This is a genomic window from Iamia sp. (genome assembly GCF_035575815.1).
Lineage (GTDB): Bacteria > Actinomycetota > Acidimicrobiia > Acidimicrobiales > Iamiaceae > Iamia.
On record NZ_DATLXO010000080.1, the window covers coordinates 1 to 18,566 of the forward strand.

17 protein-coding genes and 1 pseudogene are annotated in these 18,566 nt (G+C 72.1%); 11 read left to right on the forward strand and 7 right to left on the reverse strand.

The window, feature by feature from the left end:
- From VNL12_RS08400 to VNL12_RS08425, 6 genes are all read left to right on the forward strand, one after another.
- The coding region (locus VNL12_RS08400) for an SDR family oxidoreductase (RefSeq protein WP_325593481.1) at positions 1-468 on the forward strand (468 nt) is incomplete at its 5' end.
- Positions 469-550: 82 nt separating this feature from the next.
- Positions 551-1,435, forward strand: a complete 885-nt coding sequence (locus VNL12_RS08405) for an NAD(P)-dependent oxidoreductase (protein WP_325593483.1) — start codon at positions 551-553, stop codon at positions 1,433-1,435.
- Complete coding sequence (locus VNL12_RS08410) at positions 1,435-2,634, forward strand: cytochrome P450 (RefSeq protein WP_325593485.1); 1,200 nt, start codon at positions 1,435-1,437, stop codon at positions 2,632-2,634. The genes VNL12_RS08405 and VNL12_RS08410 overlap by 1 nt, the downstream gene beginning before the upstream one ends.
- A gap of 428 nt (positions 2,635-3,062) precedes the next feature.
- On the forward strand, positions 3,063-3,641 hold the full coding sequence (locus tag VNL12_RS08415) for an EAL domain-containing protein (RefSeq protein ID WP_325593487.1): 579 nt from the start codon (positions 3,063-3,065) through the stop codon (positions 3,639-3,641).
- Positions 3,642-3,728: 87 nt separating this feature from the next.
- On the forward strand, positions 3,729-5,282 hold the full coding sequence (locus tag VNL12_RS08420) for an aldehyde dehydrogenase family protein (protein WP_325593489.1): 1,554 nt from the start codon (positions 3,729-3,731) through the stop codon (positions 5,280-5,282).
- 378 nt (positions 5,283-5,660) lie between these two features.
- A complete protein-coding gene (locus tag VNL12_RS08425; protein WP_325593491.1) occupies positions 5,661-6,476 on the forward strand; it encodes an SDR family oxidoreductase in 816 nt (271 codons plus the stop codon).
- A gap of 287 nt (positions 6,477-6,763) precedes the next feature.
- Here VNL12_RS08425 and VNL12_RS08430 read toward each other — a convergent pair whose 3' ends face one another.
- The 4 genes from VNL12_RS08430 to VNL12_RS08445 form a co-directional block, all read right to left on the reverse strand.
- Positions 6,764-7,348, reverse strand: coding sequence for a hypothetical protein (locus VNL12_RS08430; RefSeq protein ID WP_325593493.1), 585 nt, complete (start codon positions 7,346-7,348; stop codon positions 6,764-6,766).
- Between the two features lie 79 nt (positions 7,349-7,427).
- The gene (locus VNL12_RS08435; protein ID WP_325593495.1) at positions 7,428-8,051 is read right to left on the reverse strand and encodes a Fic/DOC family protein; all 624 of its coding nucleotides are present in this window, start codon (positions 8,049-8,051) and stop codon (positions 7,428-7,430) included.
- A 12-nt stretch (positions 8,052-8,063) separates the two neighbouring features.
- Positions 8,064-8,210: a hypothetical protein gene (locus VNL12_RS21220; RefSeq protein ID WP_414654867.1), complete on the reverse strand. Its 147-nt coding sequence runs from the start codon at positions 8,208-8,210 to the stop codon at positions 8,064-8,066.
- 339 nt (positions 8,211-8,549) lie between these two features.
- A complete protein-coding gene (locus tag VNL12_RS08445) occupies positions 8,550-9,194 on the reverse strand; it encodes a TetR/AcrR family transcriptional regulator (protein WP_325593499.1) in 645 nt (214 codons plus the stop codon).
- 308 nt (positions 9,195-9,502) lie between these two features.
- On the opposite strand from VNL12_RS08445, the gene VNL12_RS08450 reads away from it, so the two are divergent.
- A complete protein-coding gene (locus VNL12_RS08450; RefSeq protein WP_325593515.1) occupies positions 9,503-10,654 on the forward strand; it encodes a sulfatase-like hydrolase/transferase in 1,152 nt (383 codons plus the stop codon).
- A gap of 29 nt (positions 10,655-10,683) precedes the next feature.
- Here the strand turns inward: VNL12_RS08450 and VNL12_RS08455 are convergent, their stop codons facing one another.
- From VNL12_RS08455 to VNL12_RS08465, 3 genes are read right to left on the reverse strand one after another with little or no spacing between them, the layout of a single operon-like run.
- Positions 10,684-11,403, reverse strand: coding sequence for a crotonase/enoyl-CoA hydratase family protein (locus tag VNL12_RS08455; protein WP_325593501.1), 720 nt, complete (start codon positions 11,401-11,403; stop codon positions 10,684-10,686).
- Positions 11,404-11,440: 37 nt separating this feature from the next.
- Positions 11,441-12,574, reverse strand: a complete 1,134-nt coding sequence (locus VNL12_RS08460; RefSeq protein ID WP_325593503.1) for a site-2 protease family protein — start codon at positions 12,572-12,574, stop codon at positions 11,441-11,443.
- A gap of 56 nt (positions 12,575-12,630) precedes the next feature.
- Positions 12,631-13,464 carry a DUF3097 family protein gene (locus VNL12_RS08465; protein WP_325593505.1) on the reverse strand — a complete coding sequence of 278 codons (834 nt, stop codon included), beginning with the start codon at positions 13,462-13,464 and terminating at the stop codon, positions 12,631-12,633.
- Between the two features lie 260 nt (positions 13,465-13,724).
- Here VNL12_RS08465 and VNL12_RS08470 point away from each other — a divergent pair, with 260 nt between their 5' ends.
- From VNL12_RS08470 to VNL12_RS08485, 4 genes and pseudogenes are all read left to right on the forward strand, one after another.
- Positions 13,725-15,542 (forward strand): ABC-F family ATP-binding cassette domain-containing protein, encoded by a 1,818-nt coding sequence (locus VNL12_RS08470; RefSeq protein WP_325593507.1) that lies wholly within the window; start codon positions 13,725-13,727, stop codon positions 15,540-15,542.
- Positions 15,543-15,652: 110 nt separating this feature from the next.
- A pseudogene (locus tag VNL12_RS20880) lies at positions 15,653-15,999 on the forward strand (aspartate aminotransferase family protein); the annotation flags it as partial.
- Between the two features lie 158 nt (positions 16,000-16,157).
- The gene (locus VNL12_RS08480; RefSeq protein WP_325593511.1) at positions 16,158-17,480 is read left to right on the forward strand and encodes an inositol-3-phosphate synthase; all 1,323 of its coding nucleotides are present in this window, start codon (positions 16,158-16,160) and stop codon (positions 17,478-17,480) included.
- Between the two features lie 99 nt (positions 17,481-17,579).
- A complete protein-coding gene (locus tag VNL12_RS08485; protein WP_325593513.1) occupies positions 17,580-18,452 on the forward strand; it encodes a hypothetical protein in 873 nt (290 codons plus the stop codon).
- Positions 18,453-18,566 lie beyond the last annotated feature (114 nt).

Consider the following 18,566-nt stretch of genomic DNA (forward strand, 5'->3'; position numbering starts at 1 on the left):
GGGATGCAGATCGACCTGCTGCTCACGGTCGACTGGGAATACTACCGCCGGTTCATGGCCGTGAACATGGACGGCGCGCTCATCTGCATCCGGGCCTGCTGGGAGTCCATGGCGGCTCGTGGGGGCGGTGCCATCGTCAACCAATCGTCGACCGCGGCGTGGATGTACGCCGGCTTCTACGGCTTGGCCAAGGTCGGCATCAACGGCCTCACCCAGCAGCTGGCCCACGAGCTGGGCGGCTCGGGCATCCGCATCAACGCCATCGCCCCCGGCCCCACCGACACCGAGGCCACCCGCACGGTCGTGCCCGCCTCCATCGTGGCGGACCTGGTGGGGAACCTGGCTCTGAAGCGCCAGGGCACCCCCGACGACCTGGCCGACATGGCGCTCTTCCTCCTCTCCGACGACGCCAGCTGGGTCACCGGCCACATCTTCAACGTGGACGGCGGCCAGGTCGTGCGCAGCTGATGGCGCACCACCCCGGTTCTGGGGCACGGAACGGCTGCTGCGACGACCAGGGCGTGCCCCAGTTCGGGTGGGGGACGGGGTCGTGACCGACGAGACCGAGACCCCGAGCGAGAAGGTGGGCTGGATCGGCCTGGGCCAGATCGGCGCGCCGATGGCCCGGCGGTTGCTCGCCCACCCGGGCGGTCTGGTCGTCTGCGATGTGGTCACCGAGGCCACCGAACGCTTCGCCCGCATCGGAGCCGGGGTGGCGGTCGACGCGGCCGGGGTGGCGACGTCGGGGGCGACGGTGATCTCGGTGATGGTGCGCGACGACGCCCAGGTGCGCACCGTGGTGGGCCAGATCTTGCCCGTCGCGGCATCGGGCACGGTCGTGGCCGTCCACTCGACGATCCTCCCGGAGACGGCCGAGGAGCTGGCCGTGGCGGGGGCCGCCCACGGCGTGCACATCGTCGATGCCCCGGTGAGCGGCGGGGCTATGGGCGCCCACGGTGGGCGCCTCGCCGTCATGGCCGGTGGCGCCGCCGAGGCCATCGAGCGCTGCCGCGAGCCCTTCGCGCTCTTCGCCGACCTCGTGGTCCACTTCGGTCCGACCGGCTCCGGCACCCGGGCCAAGATCGCCCGCAACCTCATCACCTTCGCCGCCTACGCGGCGGTGGGCGAGGCCCAGCAGCTGGCCGAGGCCGCCGGGGTCGATCTGGTCGCCCTGGGGGAGGTGGTACGCCACTCCGACGCCGTCACCGGCGGGCCCGGCGCCGTCATGATCCGTGCAACGGCCGCGCCGGTCGCCGATGATGACCCGATGGCGCCCATCCTCACCCACACCCGTTCGCTCGGGGAGAAGGACCTGGCGCTGGCCGTCGCCCTCGGCGCCCGACTGGGGATCGACACGCCGGTCGCCGCCGTGGCCCTGGCCCGGCTGGCCGCGAGCCTGGGCGTGCCCCACGAGCAGCCCTCGGGAGGACGCTGATGGCCCGCGACGCGAACCACCCGACCCGACCCGACATCGACCTGATCTCGGGTGCGTTCTGGGGCCGAGATCCCCACGACGAGATGCGCTGGATGCGCGAGAACGCACCGGTCTACTGGGACGGACGAGCGTGGGGCATCACCCGCCACGACGACCTCAAGGTCATCTCCCGGGACCCGGCCACGTTCTCGAGCGCAGGGGGCATCCGGGCCGACGCCGGTCCCATCCCGATGATGATCGACATGGACGACCCCGCCCACGTCAAGCGCCGCAAGCTGGTCAACAAGGGTTTCAGCCCCCGCCGGGTGCGCGACCAGGAGGGCGCCGTGCGCGCTGCGTGCGACCAGATCATCGACGCCGTGTGCGAGCGCGGCGAGTGCGATCTGGTCACCGACGTCGCCGCCTGGCTGCCCATGATCATGATCGGCGACGCCCTCGGCGTGGCCCCCGAGGACCGGGCCCGGCTGCTCGAGTGGTCCGACACGCTGCTCTCGGCCCTCACCGGTGATCCGGACCGGCTGGACTCGGCGGCCACCGCCTTCACCGACTACACCGCCTTCGCCCTCGATACCATCGCGGATCGCCGGGCCCGGCCGCGAGAGGACCTGGTCTCGACGCTCGTGCACGCCGAGGTCGACGGCGACCGCCTCACCGACGAGGAGATCCTCCACGAGTCGCTGCTGATCCTCATCGGCGGCGACGAGACCACCCGTCACGTCATCAGCGGCGGGATGTACCAGCTGCTCACCGTGCCCGGCGAGCGCGAGCGGCTCGCGGCCGACCCCGGCCTCCTGCCCTCCGCGGTCGAGGAGATGCTGCGCTGGGTGTCACCCATCAAGAACATGAACCGCACCGCGACCCGCGACGTTGCGCTGCGGGGCCAGCGCATCGCCGAGGGCGACGACGTGCTCCTGCTCTACGGCTCGGCGAACCGCGACGAGGAGGTGTTCACGGACCCGTCCCGGTTCGACATCGGACGCAGTCCCAACGACCACGTCGCGTTCGGCTTCGGCACCCACTTCTGCCTGGGCAACAGCCTCGCCCGGATCGAGCTGTCGTGCATGGTCGAGCACCTCCTGCGACGGCTGCCCGACCTCGAGGTGGCCCAGGACGACGAGCCCGCCGCCCGCCCCGCCAACTTCGTCTCGGGCTACGAGCACCTGGCGGTCCGCTTCACCCCCACTGCGCCCGTGAGCTGAGAGGCCGCGCCCAGCGACGGGGCACCGCCTGGCCTGGGTCCTGCAGGCGGCCGGGTTGACGTCGATCCTCGTCGCCCAGCTGATGGCCTGGTGGCACGCCGAGGCGGGGACCGAGCAGTTCCCGGCACCCGACGATGCCCTGATCCTGGCGGGCCTCATCTTGCTCGTCGCCTCGGTGGGCCTCCGCGTCCGCGAGGCGCTCGTGATCCGCGACCCCTTCGGGCCCGTCGACACCGCCATCATGGGCGTCGCCGCCGCCCTGCTCGCCCTGATCTTCCTCGTCGAACCCATCCTGGTGACCGAGGGTGTGACCCGATGGACCAGGCCTGGGCCGTGGCGCACCCCCTCCTCGCCGTCGTCCTGCTCGCCGGGGTGGCGCGCCTCATCCTCGGCACCGCCAGTCGTTCCTCGATGCCCTGAGGGTGCCGGTGTCGATCGGCGACATGGAGCTCGGCGTGGTGGCCAGCCGCCGCCGACGCGTCGTCGACCACCGTGGGGCTGCTGCGCGACGCCGACATCGCCATGTACGACAGACCGGTCTGGTCGTCCCCATCGGCGCGTGGGTCCTGGCCCAGGCCTGTGGGCAGGCGGCGAGGACGGGCTCGACCGACGGCGTCAACGTGTCCGGGGTGCAGTTCTCGGCGCCTGACTTCCTCGACACCGTCGCCCACGCCCTGGAGGGCAGCGGCCTGTCGCCGTCGCGCCTCACCGTCGAGATCACCGAGACCGCGCTGATGGCCGACACCAACAGGACCTTCGTGGCCGAGCTCGACGGTGACTCGACGGGTTCCCGCCTGGCCCAGACGATCCTGCAGATGGCGGATTCGCTCGATGTCACCACGGTGGTCGCCGAGGGGATCGAGACCGACCAGCAGCTCGACGCGCGGCGCGCCCTCGGATGCCACTACGGCCAGGGCTTCTTGCTCTCTCGCCCCCTCGAGCAGGACGCGTACCACGCGCTCCTGGCCGAGCACCGCCCCGAGCTGGCGGTCAGCGTGCCCCGGTAGCCGCGGCCCCGGGGGTGGGTGACCGGGGTCTCCGGGGGCAGGGTGTGCTCGACTGAGCGCGAGAACGCCACCCGGAGGCCCGCACCGATGACCGCGACCGACACCACCACGAACGACGGAACCACGAACGACGGCACCACGAACGACCCCGGCCCGATCGGCGAGCGCGACAGGTTCGACTCGCTCGACCCGGCCTCCGGCGAGGTGGTCGGCACCCACCCGGTGCACAGCGCCGCCGACGTTGCCGCCGCCGTGGCCCGGGCCCGGACGGCGGCGACGAGCTGGGCCGCGCTCGACTTCGACGGCCGGGCCCCGTTGCTCAGGGCGTGGAAGGCGCTCGTCACCCACCGGGCCGACGAGCTGGCCGACCTGGTGCACGCCGAGACGGGCAAGCCCCACGGCGACGCCATGTTGGAGATCGTCCTCGCCGTCGACCACCTGGCCTGGGCCGGCGGCCACGCCGAGAAGGTGCTCCGGCGCCGTCGCGTGTCGCCGGGTCTGCTGATGGCGAACCACGCCGCCACCCTCGAGTACCTGCCCCTCGGTGTGATCGGCGTGATCGGCCCCTGGAACTACCCGGTGTTCACGCCCATGGGGTCGATCGCCTATGCCCTCGCGGCGGGCAACGCCGTGGTGTTCAAGCCGAGCGAGCACACCCCCGGCGTGGGGGAGTGGCTGGCCGAGGCGGCCGCGGAGGCCATCGGCATCCCCGGGCTCTTCGAGGTGGTGACCGGCTTCGGGGCCACCGGCGGTGCCCTGGTCACCGCACGCGTCGACAAGATCGCCTTCACCGGCTCCACCGCGACCGCAAAGAAGATCATGGCCGCCGCCGCCGACACGCTGACGCCGGTGCTCATCGAGTGCGGCGGCAAGGATGCCATGGTGGTCGACGCCGACGCGGATGTCGCGGCCGCCGCCGACGCCGCCACGTGGGGCGCCCTGTCGAACGCGGGCCAGACCTGCGTCGGCGTGGAGCGCGCCTATGTCCACACCGACGTCTACGACGCCTTCGTCGAGAAGGTCGTGGCCCAGGCGAGTGAGGTCGATGCCGGCAGCGGCCCCGACGCGGACATCGGGCCGATCACCATGCCCGGCCAGCTGGAGGTCATCCGCAGCCACATCGCCGATGCCCTGGCGCGCGGGGGCCGGGCCCTGATCGGCGGGGCCGACGCCGTCGACGACCGCTACGCCCGGCCCACGGTGCTCGTCGACGTGCCCGAGGACGCCCTGGCCAACACCGACGAGACCTTCGGACCCACCCTCACCATCGCCCGGGTGCGCGACATGGACGAGGCTGTGACCAAGGCCAACGCCAGCCGTTACGGCCTCGGGGCCACTGTGTTCTCCAAGGCCCGGGGCCCTGAGCTGGCTCGCCGCCTGCGCTCGGGGATGACGGCGGTGAACTCGGTGATCTCCTTCGCCGGCATCCCGTCGTTGCCCTTCGGGGGCGTGGGTGACAGCGGCTTCGGCCGCATCCACGGCGCCGATGGCCTCCGGGAGTTCACCCGGGCCAAGGCCGTCGCCCGCCAGCGCATGCCTGCCCCGCTCAACCTCACCACCTTCTCCCGCGGGCCGCGCACCGACAGAGCGGTGAAGGCCCTTGTCGGCATCCTCCACGGCCGGGGCCCGAAGCGGGCCTGATGATCGCGTGGTCGATGTGGTCGAGCCGTGGCGCTTCGACCTCGATGTCTGGGTCGATCGCGTCCACCGCATCCGGCACGTCGACTCGATGCTGCGACCCCTCACCGACGCCACGGGCGTCCGCTCGGTCATGGCAACCTTCGGGCCGCAAGAGGGTGCTGTAGCGAGCGACTTCACGCTGCGGCTCCTCATCCTGCGCCAAGAACGATCCGCAACCAGCGTGACAGGGGCCGGATGTCGGGCCGCTGTACCCCCTGATGGAAGCGAGTGGAGCGGCTAGAACTCGCCGACGTGGGGCGCCTCGTGGTCGACGTTGGATCGTTCGAATGGCCTCCTCGGTAGGCCACCCACGGGACCAGAGCATCGAGGATCGCCACCATGGGTGACCGGCCCGTGCTCCTGACGGGAGCGAGCGGACTACTCGGCCACTGGATGCTGCGGGCTGCACCTGATCCGGACGCGCTGGTCGCTCTGACGTCCCGGCGGCGGGTCCTTGGTATCCCGGATGTTCGCGCCGATCTACGCGATCGCGGCTCCACCATGGCTGCCGTCCGTCGCGCCAACCCCTCGCTGGTGATCCATGCCGCCTACGCGAAGGATCGAGCGTCGATCGTCGACGCGACGCAGCACCTGATCGACGCAGCCGCATCGGCAGGGGCTGACGTGATGTTCATCTCAAGCGACGCGGTCTTCGCCGGTGACGGGATCGCTCGCGACGAAGCCGCCGTCCCTGATCCCGTTTGGGACTACGGACGCTGGAAGGCCGAGGCGGAACGCATCGTGCGACGCGCGTCGGATCACGCAGGCGTGGTTCGGTTGCCGTTGCTCGTTTCCGTCGCGCCGGACGACCACGTCGTGGGCAAGCTCCGGACATCGGCAGGACGGAATGAGACCACGCAGTGGTTCGCGGACGAGACGCGTCGACCGGCGATGGCGTCCGAGGTGGCAACCGCGCTTTGGCGGATCGCGAGCCTGCCGCCGGAGGTGCGCAGCGGGGTCTGGCACCTCGCCGGTGCGTGCAGGCTGAGCCGGTACGAGATCGCCCAACGTGTCGCGGACCACCTCGGCTTGTCCCACGGCCTGATCGAAGGCGTGAAGACGCCGGACGGAGCCGATCGGCCTCGCGACCTCGACTTCACCGACGAGCGGGCCCGCGCCACCATCGACTGGCATCCGTCACCGATCCTGCGATGAGATGCGCGTGCTCACCGCCGGCGCCCATCGTCGCCGTGGCCAACTCGCCCGATTCGACGCTCCTCGCCCTCCACCCCGCCACCCGTAGGAGCCGCGACAACTCAGCCGCCGACGAAGACCGATGCTTAGGTCGCCGAACCACACGCCGGCCAACTGGCTGGCGGCCGTCGCTGTCCCTTGCTTGAAGCGTCTGAGCGCGGCATTCCATTGCGAGTCATATCGCTGTGTTCACGGATCGAAGGCCCTCGCGATGCACCAGACCGGCTCGTGGTGCGTGCCGATCGGCGCTATTGGAAAAGGGCAGGCAGGTCCCACCCGAACACATCATCACCCTGGAACCAGTAGCCGGCGCCGCCGGCCGCTCGCCACCCATCGACGAGGTCGCGTCGGTTGTCGATGAGCAGCGCTCGGGAGCGGCTCGCACTGATGCCAAGCTGCTCGATGGCCTGAAGGCAGAGGTCGGTCTTGTTCACCGTGCGCTCCGTCGCTGAGGAGACGATCACGTCGAACACTCCAGCCAGTCGATGAAGTGGCACAACGACATCGTCGAATAGGTCTGGATTCACCGTGACGATCGCCTGCGGTCGTCGATGCTCGCGAGCCACACGCCAGGCGATCCGATTGAACACGAGCCGGCTGCAGCACTCGCGAGCGTGTTCAGCGACGGCGGCCGTGGACATGCCCGTGCGGGTGGCCAGATCGGCGAACACCTCCTCGGAACTGAGCTCCCCCACGTTCCAGCGATCTGCGAGCACCGCCATCGACTCCAGCCAGGCCATCTCCCAACTCGGACGATCCCGCGGGGGCCGGCGCATCCAGCGCTCATCGACGAGCGTGTCCCCGAAGTCCCAAAGCAGGAGATCTACCGTCATCGACCGAGCAGTCTTGCGCGAGCCCACCTTCCCGGAAGTGCCTGCGATCAGGAACAGGACGGGAGTTGTAGGCCTCCTGCTAGGAGTCACGGCGTAGCGGCGTCGAGTTCCCTTGGTCGTTGGTGCGCATGATCCGGCGGAGCATGGGGGCGAAGGCGTCAGGATCGTCGACGGACGCGATCGAGCGGACGAGGTTCTCGGTGGCGGTCACGGGGGACCAGTCGAGCGTGCAGCCGTGGAGGCTGGCGGCCTGGGTGATCAGTGACCGTTGGGTACGCCCATTGCCTTCTCGGAAGGGGTGAGCTTCGTTGAGGTCGGCCAGGACCGGGCTGAGGACAGCCGACGGGTCATCGGCACCCAGGGCGGGCCTGATGGCCGCCGCTTGTCGGAGCTGGCTGGTGCACCAGGCAGCGGCCTGGTCGAGCCGAGCGACCGGATGGAAGGAGTGCCCGTCCTTCTCAATGTCGATGGTGCGGTACTCCCCTGCCCATGGGTAGATGTCGCCGAAGAGGTGGCGGTGGGTGGCCCGCCAGTGGTGGCTGTCCCACGTCGCCTGGATCAGGCTGGGCCGGGCGTAGAGGTCTCGCTCGGCCTCGCCGACGAGCGCGGCCTCGAGGGACCGGAGCCGCTGGGGGTCGGCGATGCCGAGGAGGTTGTGGAGGCATCCTGTCGCCGGATCGATGTAGGGGTCGGCCACCGCCATCGGCGGGGCTCCTCAGGAACTGGCGTGGACCGACTGCGCCAGCCGGTGTGCGGCCGGGAGCGCAACGCCGTGTTGCTCGATGAGCCGGCGGCGGGCCTCATCGGTGGTCAGCTCGCCAGCGGCTGCCGCCTCAAGGACGGCCACGTCAGCATCGTCCATCTCGACGCCCTCCAAGCGAGCTGAGGCCACGGCGTTCCGCACGTGTGGATGCTGGTCCTGGCTCACCTTGTCGATCCTACTCCAGGAGTCATGGGACCCCAGCGCAACAGCGAGAGCGAAGGTGGCGTGATGGTCCAAGAGAGATCGGGGCCGATGCCGGCTCCGAGGTTGCCCGTTATGTCATGGTGGACACCGGTTCGTTTCATCAGGCCGCCGGGCTACAGCGTAAGCCTTGCCGGGGTTTCCGGTCGTCGAGCCCAGGCGCGTGGTGCAGTCGCGCTGGAGCATGTCCGGGGCCGGGACGCGGTCCGTCGCTCCGGCGCCGCGGGCGCGCTCAGTTCAGTCGGTCGTCGTGGCCGACCGGGGTTCGCGGTTCGGCGGGGCCAGGCCGGCGAAGCCGTCCCACAACAGGTCGACGAGGTAGGTGACCAACCGGTCGCGGGGCAGGGTGCGGTTGCGGACCCACCAGTCGCCCGAGAGGTGGACCATCCCGACGATGCCGAACGCCCACGGCTCAGCCGCCCCGGAGTCGGCGCCGGCGGCCCGCAGCTGCTCGCCGAGCACCACGGCGATGGCCCGGGCGACCTCGGCCGACAAGCCGGTGACGGTCGGACCTCGTGGCCCCGACTGGTCGGTGACGAATCGGTAGACCTCGGTCTCGTCGTCGATGAGGGCGACGTACGCGCTGATGGCGCGCCGGAGCATCTCGCGGGGGTCACCGTCGGACCCCTGCTCCAGCGCCGCGGTCACCTCGATGATGACCTGGCCGGCCATGCGCTCACCAAGCGCATGCAGCAGGCCGTCGCGATCGTCGAAGAGGCGGTAGAGGATCGGCTTGGTCACGCCCGCCTGGCGCGCCATCGCCTCCATCGACACAGTCGGCCCGTCGCGACGGATGGCGACGACCGCCGCGTCCAGGAAGGCCTCGCGCCGTTCCTGGGGCGGGCGCCGAGAGCCGCGTCGTCGATCGGGTCCCGATGCCACCCCGGCAGTCTGGCAAGCGCGGTCTCGGATCGCGCCCGGAGCGCCGCTCGTCGCTCCCGGCTTCGGTACCCTCGGTCTCCGTGGGCCCGGCGATGCGACTGGAAGCCGAGCCCCGGAGCGTCGGACGGGCCCGTCGCTCCGCACCGCCCGTCGCCTCGCCGTGAGCGGGCCACTGGTGCGGCCATCGCGCCCGGACGCGCACCGGGGCAACGTCCTCTACCTCACCGTCGACCAGTGGCGGGGCGACTGCCTCTCGGCCGCCGGTCACCCGCTCGTGCGGCGTCGACGTCCCCTCCGACCCCTGGGAGCTGTACCGACCGGATGTCGATCACCCCGGGGCGACGGCGCACAGCGAGTGGTGGGCCCCGGCCCGCTTCGGGCCCGACGACACCGAGACGGCGTTCATGGTCGAGCGCATGGTCGAGTGGTTCGAGCGGCGCACCGACGCGGATCCCTGGTTTGTGCACGCCAGCTTCATCCGACCTCACCCGCCGTACCGGAACCCTGTCGGCTACCACGACCTCTACGCGGCCGACGACGTGCCGGACTTCCGCGGGCACCGCCGGCGCGACGACGAGCGGGCCAGCCATCGGCTCGCCGCGGTGGCGACGGACCTGCCCGGCGTCGGGGCGCCCGTCGACGAGCGCGACCGCCGTCAGCTCCGAGCCACGTACTACGGGATGATGGCCGAGGTCGACGACCAGCTGGGCGGGCTCCTCGAGTCGCTCGACGCCCGGGGCCTCACCGACGACACCCTGGTGCTGCTCACCTCCGACCACGGCGACCAGATGGGCGACCACTGGCTCATCGAGAAGCTGGGGTTCTGGGACGAGAGCTACCACGTGCCCCTCATCGTGTGCGACCCCCGCCCCGAGGCCGACGCCACCCGGGGTCGGGTCGTCCGGGCGCCCACCGAGCACGTCGACGTGCTGCCCACGCTGTGCTCCTGGATGGGCGTCCCGGCGCCGCTCCAGTGCGACGGCCGGGCGCTCGACCCCTTCATCGTCGACCCGCTCCCGCCCGCCGACCCGTCCCCCTCCGTCGACCCGCCCCGGCCCGTCGACCCGTCCCCCTCTGTCGACCCGCTGGCCGCCGCCGGGCCCGACGGTTGGCGCACCGCCGTGCACTGGGAGTGGGACTTCCGGAACCCGTGGCTCCATCTGGCCGAGGGCCTGCTCGGCGTGCCGATGGAGCAGTGCTGCCTGAACGTGGTGCGGAGCGACCGCTGGAAGTACGTCCACTTCGCCACCGACCCCGACGTGCTGCCGCCGCTGCTGTTCGACCTCGAGGCCGACCCCGACCAGGTCGACGACCTGGTGCATGACCCGGGGCACCAGGGGGTCGTGGCCGACCGCTGCGGCGAGCTGCTGCGCTGGCGGATGCGCCACGACGAGCGCACCCTCACCGGCCACCTGCTCACGCCCGAAGGTCTGGTGGTCCACCGCGACCCCCACCGGTAGGCGGAAGGTCGATTACCCCTCCTTGGCGGCTACCCGGCGTCGGGGCCGCTCAGGGCGGCGATGTCGTCGTCGAGCGTCGCCAGCACGTGGTCGATGGTGCGGGTGCGCAGCACGGCCTTGGTGCGGCCGACGGCGCCGCGACGCAACGCAGCGCGCTCGTGGCCGAGCGCCACCGCCTCGTCGACCAGCGCGACGCCGGGCACCAGCCGGTCGAGGTAGCCGGCCGCCACGGCACCGGCGGGGTCGTAGATCCGGCCCAGGGCCGCCGGGGTCAGGTGCGTAGGGGCCAGCCGGTCGCGCGCCAGCTCGACGGCGAAGACCGGCAGCGACATGCCGATGGCGACCTCGTTCAGGCCCAGCTTGGCGGGTCGGTCATCGGGCCCGAGGCGCTCGTCGCAGGCCAGCAGGGTGAGGGCGCCGCCGGCGAGGGCGTGGCCGGTGCAGGCCGCCACGGTGGGCAGGGCGGTGCCGTAGAGGCGCATCAGCAGATGGGCCCCGGCGGTGACCAGGGCCCGCATCGACTCGGTGCTCTCGGTCATGATGGCCAGGTCGTAACCAGCCGAGAAGGCCTTGGCCCCGCCGACGAGCACCAGCGCGGTGGCCTCCTGCTCGGCTCGGTCGAGAGCGTCGTGGAGCCCGGCGAGGGTGCCGTGGCCGATGGCGTTGGCCTTCCCGTCCTCGAGGGTCACGACGGCCACGGCACCGTCGAGGCGGTACTGCGGAGACGAGGGAGCGGTGTCGTCGGCCATGGCGGCGGACGGTAGCCCCTCGACGCTCCTCGGCCGGTCAGCGCGAGCGGGCGGGTGCTCGCTCGAGGGCGCGCGAGGCCGCGTCGCGCCCCGACACGCCGGCCACCCGGCCGTCGGGCCACACGATGAGGATCCGGTCGACGGCGGCGGCGTCGCTGCGCTGGAGGGCGGTGAGCACCGGCTCCTCGACCGAGGCGGTGGGCACCCGGTCGAGCGGCCAGGCGACGTCCGAGGCGCGCACCGATGCCCAGTCACCGGGGTCGACGGCGAGCACCAGCTCAGCGGTGAGCAGGCCGGTGATGCGCCCGTCGACGGCCTGCACCGGGAAGGCGGTGTGGGGCTGCCACGCCGCCGCCCGGGCCACGATGTCGGCCAGCGTCGACCACTCGGGCACGACCGGCGGGTCGGCCACCATGACATCGCCCACGCGGGTGTCGCGGAGGGCGCCGACGGCCGAGGCCGAGCGCATGCGGGTGCGGGCGTTGGCGACGATGAACAGCCCGACGAGCACGAACCAGATCCCGATCTCGTTGCCCCGGTCGAACAACATGAGCGCGCCCCACCCGGCGATGGCGGCGCCGAGGGCCAGGCCGATGACCGCGGTGATGGTCTGGGACCGCGTGCGGTCCCGGGTGAGCATCCACACCACGGCGCCGAGCACGGCCCCGCCGTCGAGGGGAGCGCCGGGCAACATGTTGATCGCCGCGAGCAGCAGGTTCACGAAGGCCAGCCAGGCGAACATCTCGCCGATCACGGCCAGGAGGCCGACGTCGCCGCCGACGGCCGTCGAGCAGACGTAGAAGACCCCGGCGAGCACGAAGTTCGTGACCGGCCCGACGCCGCTCACCCGCAGCTCAGCCCCGGGCGTCTCGGGTTCGGTGTCGAACTGGGTGTAGCCGCCGAGAAGGGTGAGGGTGATCCCGCGCACGCCGATGCCCTCGTGGCGCCCGACGAGGGCGTGGCCCATCTCGTGGGCCAGCAGCGAGAGGAAGAACAGCCCGGCGCCGAGCGCGCCGCCGATCCAGTAGCTGGCCCCGGGCTCGCCCGGCACCGCGTTGGGCAGCGCGCCCTGGGCGAGGGTCAGGGCGTAGAAGAACGCCACGACGGGGACGACCCAGCTCATGGTGATGCGCACCCCGGCCAGGTGCCCGAGGGGGATCGCCCGTTCCATCGGGGCACTCTACGGGCGGGTGGGCGTGCGAGCCTCTCGGGGCGGACCGCGGGTCGTCACCCCGGAGCGGGTTCGGTGACGAAGTCGATGAGCCGCTCGACGGCGCCGATGAGGTCCGACTCGAGGTCGGTCCAGTCCCGCACCGAGCCGAGCACGCGCCGCCAGAAGGCCGCCGGGCTCTCGGTTCCGCCGAGCGCGGCGATGACCCCCTCCTTCCATGGGGTGCCGGGCGCAACGGTCGGCCACCGGTCGATGCCGACCGCCGCCGGCGTCACCGCCTGCCACACGTCGACGAAGCGGTGGCCGGTGACGAGCACGTCAGGGTGACGAACGGTCGCGGCTAGACGGGTCTCCTTCGACCCGTCGACGAGGTGGTCGAGCAGGATCCCGAGGCGACGTCCCGGGCGGGGCCCGAACCCACGGACCACCGAGGCCAGGTCGTCGGCTCCGTGCAGCACCTCGACCACGACGCCCTCGCCGCGGAGGTCGTCGCCCCACACCTTCTCGACCAGCTCGGCGTCGTGGATGCCCTCGACCAGGATCCGACCGGCCCGCGCCACGCGCGCCGACGCCTTCGGCCCGGCCATCGATCCCGACGAGGTGCGCCCGGCCTCGCGGTCCGGCGCGACGGGGCGGGGCGCGACGAGCGTGACGGGTTGGCCCTGCACGGTGAAGCCGCCGGGGACGGGGCGCAGCAGATGCTGGCGGCCCTGGGCGTCCCGGGCGTACATCTGGTCGGCCCGGGCGCTGATGACCATCCACGGCTCGCGCTCGCCGCGGGGCGTGATGGCAAGGCCGGGGATGGCGGTGACCTCGGGGTAGGTGGTGCGCCGCCGCCGGGGCCCGTCGATGTCGAGGGGGCCGGCCAGGATGCCGTCGCCAGGAGCCATCCCCCGAGGCTACGCGTGCCCTCGCGCCCGGCAGGCGACCCACCCGGCCCTGCGCCCGGCGCCCCCCTGGTCTGAACTGGTAGCGGATTCGGGGGCCCCGGCACCCGAATCGGTGACCACTTCGGTGTCGCGGCCGAACTGGTACGGGGTTCGGGGGTCCCGGCACCCGGATCGGTGACCACTTCGGTGTCGGATCGGCTCGGCGGTGACCCCCGCTGGGGATGCGGGGGATCGCGGAGGGCGCCGTACCCTCGAAGGTCGTGATCCTCCTCGATGCCGACGGCGTGACGGTGACGCGGCCCGAGCGGCCGCTGTTCACCGACGTCGACCTGACCCTCGCCAGCGGGGACCGCCTGGCCGTGGTCGGGCTCAACGGCTGCGGCAAGAGCACCCTGCTGCGCGTCGTCGCCGGTGAGGTCGAGCCCGCTTCGGGCACCATCCGCCGGGGCCGCGGGAGTCGCGTCGTCGCCGTGAACCAGGACCGCACCCTGCCTCCGGGGACGGTGCGCGACGCCATCGGCGCCGAGGGGGACGGGGCCTGGTTGGCCGAGGCCGCGGCCGACCGGTTGGGGCTGACCGCACTGCTCGACCGCGATGTCAGCACCCTCTCGGGCGGTGAGATGACCCGCACCGCCCTGGCGCGCGCCCTGACCGAGCTCGGCCCGCCCGGCGGTGACGACGACAGCGTGCTGCTGATCCTCGACGAGCCCACCAACCACCTCGACATCGACGCCATCGCCTGGCTCGAGGAGCGTCTCGCCGCCCACCGCGGGGGTCTCCTGCTCGTGACCCACGACCGCCACGTGCTCGACCGCGTGACGACGCGCATCCTGGAGATCGACCGCGGCCACGGTCACGGCCACGACGGCGGCTACGCGTCCTACCTCGAGGCCAAGGCGGTCCGGTCCGACCAGGCGGCGTCGGCCGAGTCGGTGCGCCGGAACCTGGCCCGGCGAGAGCTGGCCTGGCTGCGCCGGGGCGCCAAGGCCCGGTCGACCAAGGCCAAGGCCCGGGTCGACAGTGCCACAGCCCTGGTCGAGGCCCGGCCCGAGGCACCAGCCCGGGCGTCCGACGACCTGCCGCTGCACCACGGCACGCCCCGTCTCGGCGACCAGGTGGTCGAGCTGCACGGCGTCGGACATCGCTGGGACGAGGATCGGGAGTGGCTGTTCCGCGGGGTCGACCTCTCCCTCGCGCGGCGCGAGCGACTGGGCCTCGTCGGGCCCAACGGCGCCGGCAAGTCGACCCTCGTCGACGTCATCGCCGGGCGACTGGCCCCGGCCGAGGGGCGGGTGGTCCAGGGCTCGACCGCCCGGGTCTCGGTCTACGACCAGACCGGCATCACCCTCGACCCGGGCATGCGGGTGGCCCAGGCCGTCGCTGGCGCCCACCGCGACCCGGACTGGAGCGACGCCGCCCTCCTCGAGGCGTTCTGGTTCGACGGCGACGCCCAGCGGGCGCCGATCAGCCTGCTGTCGGGCGGCGAGCGCCGCCGCCTCCAGCTCCTGCTCACCCTGCGGGCCAAGCCCAACGTGCTGCTCCTCGACGAACCCACCAACGACCTCGACCTCGACACCCTGCGCGTGCTCGAGGACTTCCTCGACGACTGGCCCGGCGCGCTCGTCGTCGTCAGCCACGACCGCGCCTTCCTCGAGCGCACCGTCGCCGATGTGCTGGTGATCGACGAGCGCACGAACGGGCGGCGCCTCCCCGGCGGCTACGAGGCGTGGGAGCAGCGGCGTCGCGCCGGGCGGACCAAGGGTCGCGCCGCCGCCACGTCGGCCCCGATCCGGAAGGCGCCGACGGCGAACGTCGCGTCCTCGGCTGCACCCTCCGAGACGCCCACCACAACCGCGTCGCGCCGGCCCAAGGGCCACCTCCACAAGCTGATGAAGGAGGCCGAGGGCAAGGTCCGCCGCCTCGACACCCAGCGGGCGGAGCTCACGGAGGCCCTGGCCGCCGGCGACGCCGATCACCGTCGGATGGCCGCGCTGGGCGCCGAGCTGGCCCGGGTCGAGGCCGACCTGGCCACGACCGAGGACGAGTGGCTCGCCCTCGCCGACGAAGCGGATCGCTGACCCGCGAAGGTAGGCGATCGACACCGAACTTTGAGCGGTTGTGCGCCGCACTTGCACTCAACCGCTCAAAGTTCCGATGGGGCGCCGATGGGGCGCCGGTGCCGACCCAGCGCATGCTCGGCACCGACGTGATCGGCCCCGGCCTGGCCGCCCTGGCCGGGCGGCACCCATCGGTCGGCGAGGTGCGCGGCGTGGGCGTCTTCTGGGCCCTGGAGCTGGTGCGTGACCGCGCCACCCGAACGAGCCGTTGGTGCCGTTCAACGCCACGGGCGCGGCGGCCGGCCCCATGAAGGAGGTCGTGGCCGCCTGCGTCGAGCGCGGCGTCGTGCCCGTCGCGGCCATGAACCGCCTCAACGTCGTCCCGCCCGTCACCACCTCGACCACCGACGTGGAGGCGGGCCTGGCCGTGCTCGACGAGGCCCTCACCGTCGCCGACGAGCACGTCCTCTCCCCCTGATCCCCTTCAAGGTCGTACGGAGGCGATCCCCGTGGCGCGCTTGCGTACGGCGTTCGGAGGCTCTCCCGGGTCGCTCGACGGCCTAGCCTGCCCCGGCCTGGTCGCGCCCCTCCTGCGGACGCTGCGACTGGTCTCCCCCTCACCCCCAGGAGAGCCCTGTGCCCCTCGAGTCCAACGTCGACATCGCTCCCGCCCAGGGCAAGCTCGGCATCCTCTTGCCCGGCATGGGTGCGGTGGGCACGACGTTCATCGCCGGCGTGCTCGCCATCCGCAAGGGGCTGGCCAAGCCGATCGGCTCACTGACCCAGATGGGCACGATCCGCATCGGGCCCCGCACCGACGACAACGTGCCCCTGATCAACGACTACGTACCCCTGGCCCAGCTCGACGACCTCGTCTTCGGCGGGTGGGACGTCTTCGAGGACGACGCCTACGCCGCCGCCAGCCGCGCCGGCGTGCTCGACGGCCACATGCTCGAGCAGCTGGGCGAGGAGCTGCGGGCGATCAAGCCCATGCCCGCGGTGTTCGAGCAGTCGTACGTCAAGAACCTCCACGGCGACCACGTGAAGACGGGCGCCACGAAGTGGGAGCTGGCCGAGCAGCTGGCCGATGACATCAACCGCTTCAGCGACGAGCACGGCTGCGACCGCCTCGTCGCCGTCTGGTGCGGGTCGACCGAGGTGTACCGCGAGCCGTCGGCTGTCCACCAGAGCGTCGAGGCCTTCGAGCAGGGCCTGCGCGACTCCGCGCCCGAGATCGCCCCCAGTCAGATCTACGCCTACGCGTGCCTGAAGCTCGCCATCCCGATGGCCAACGGCGCCCCGAACCTCAACCTCGACACGCCCGCCATGCTCGAGCTGGCGCGCCGCAACGACGTACCCGTCACGGGCAAGGACTTCAAGACCGGCCAGACCCTCATGAAGACCATCCTGGCGCCGGGGTTCAAGGCGCGGATGCTGGGTGTCGAGGGCTGGTACTCGACCAACATCCTCGGCAACCGCGACGGCGAGATCCTCGACGACCCCGAGTCGTTCAGGGCCAAGGAGGTCTCGAAGCTGGGCGTGCTCGACACCATCTTCGAGCCCGAGCGCAACCCGGACCTCTACGGCGACATCCACCACGTCGTGCGGATCAACTACTACCCGCCCCGGGGCGACAACAAGGAGGGGTGGGACAACATCGACATCTTCGGGTGGCTCGGCTACAAGATGCAGATCAAGGTCGACTTCCTCTGCCGGGACTCGATCCTCGCCGCGCCCCTGGTGCTCGACCTGGCCCTCTTCCTCGACCTGGCGAGGCGGGCCGGCATGTCGGGGGTGCAGGAGTGGCTGAGCTTCTACTGGAAGAGCCCGCAGCCGGTGCAGCCGGGCCTGTACCCCGAGCACGACATCTTCATCCAGCTCACCAAGCTGAAGAACACGCTGCGCCACCTGAAGGGCGACGACGCCATCACCCACCTCGGCGCCGAGTACTACGACTGACCGCCCGCCTGCGCCCGGTCGGCGTTCGGCGTGGCGGGGACGACGGGGTGGCCCCACCCAGTGATGGTGGACCAGCGTGCATCGGGTAGGAATCCAGCCATGTCGTTGCGCCACACCTCGCCCGCTCGCCTCCTCGCCCCGATGGCTGCCGTCGTCCTCGCCCTGGGTGCCGCGGCGTGCTCCGACGACGACGGGGCGGCACCGGGCCCCACCACCACCACGACGACGGCGTCGGGGTCCGAGACGACCGACGGCGAGGACGACCCGGGAGCCCCTGAGACCGAGGACACGACGGCCGACCCCGACGGCACCGACGACACCGAGCCGCCGACGACCGAACCGCCGTCGACCGAACCGCCGTCGACCGAACCGCCGACGACCGAGGCCCCCACAACGACCGAGGCCCCCACAACGACCGAGGCGCCGACGATCACCGAGCCGCCGACCACCGAGGCCGGACCGGCGGGCGCCCTGGTCGACCGCCTGCCCGAGGTCGAAGGCTACGAGCGCGAGGTCGACGACGACGCGGCGCTCGACGAGGGCTACTGCGACGGCAGCACCCCCTCGGTCACCCCCACCGAGACCGCGGCGGCCGCGTATGACGACGCCGGCCCGGACGGCGACGGCTCCGGAGACGCCGGGGACGATGTCGAGGACAAGGTCGACGACGACACCTTCTACCTGGCCGGCCTCCGCTTCGCCGATGACGACGAGGCCTCGACGTCCTACGACGAGCTCGCCTCCACCACCGCAGGGTGCAGCGACGAGGAGTTCTCCGCCGACGAGGGCACACCGGCCGACATCGGCGACGAGGCCGTGAGCTTCGAGATCTCCGACGCCGACGACGGCGGGCTCATCTACATTGCCCGCCAAGACGACGTGGTGTGGTTCTACATCCACGAGGTCCCCGCCGGTGGCCCGGAGCCCGCCTCGGAGGCGCTGGCCGCCTTCACCGCCACCGTCGAGGGCTGACACCCAACCCCCGCTACCGGGAGGCCGCTCGCCGCCATTAGGCGGAGGCCGGAGGTGTCCCTCGCACGACGCTGGGCGCGGCGCCGGCGCCGGCGGTGTCCTCGACGCCCGCGC

Bases quoted from the DNA above. Each gene is read 5' to 3' on its own strand.
- VNL12_RS08430 (WP_325593493.1), bottom strand. From the start codon at position 7,348: ATGACGGTAGATCTCCTGCTTTGGGACTTCGGGGACACGCTCGTCGAT.
- VNL12_RS08420 (WP_325593489.1), top strand. From the start codon at position 3,729: ATGACCGCGACCGACACCACCACGAACGACGGAACCACGAACGACGGC.
- VNL12_RS08485 (WP_325593513.1), top strand. From the start codon at position 17,580: ATGTCGTTGCGCCACACCTCGCCCGCTCGCCTCCTCGCCCCGATGGCT.
- VNL12_RS08435 (WP_325593495.1), bottom strand. From the start codon at position 8,051: ATGGCGGTGGCCGACCCCTACATCGATCCGGCGACAGGATGCCTCCAC.
- VNL12_RS08460 (WP_325593503.1), bottom strand. From the start codon at position 12,574: ATGGAACGGGCGATCCCCCTCGGGCACCTGGCCGGGGTGCGCATCACC.
- VNL12_RS08425 (WP_325593491.1), top strand. From the start codon at position 5,661: ATGGGTGACCGGCCCGTGCTCCTGACGGGAGCGAGCGGACTACTCGGC.
- VNL12_RS08410 (WP_325593485.1), top strand. From the start codon at position 1,435: ATGGCCCGCGACGCGAACCACCCGACCCGACCCGACATCGACCTGATC.
- VNL12_RS08465 (WP_325593505.1), bottom strand. From the start codon at position 13,464: ATGGCTCCTGGCGACGGCATCCTGGCCGGCCCCCTCGACATCGACGGG.
- VNL12_RS21220 (WP_414654867.1), bottom strand. From the start codon at position 8,210: ATGGACGATGCTGACGTGGCCGTCCTTGAGGCGGCAGCCGCTGGCGAG.
- VNL12_RS08455 (WP_325593501.1), bottom strand. From the start codon at position 11,403: ATGGCCGACGACACCGCTCCCTCGTCTCCGCAGTACCGCCTCGACGGT.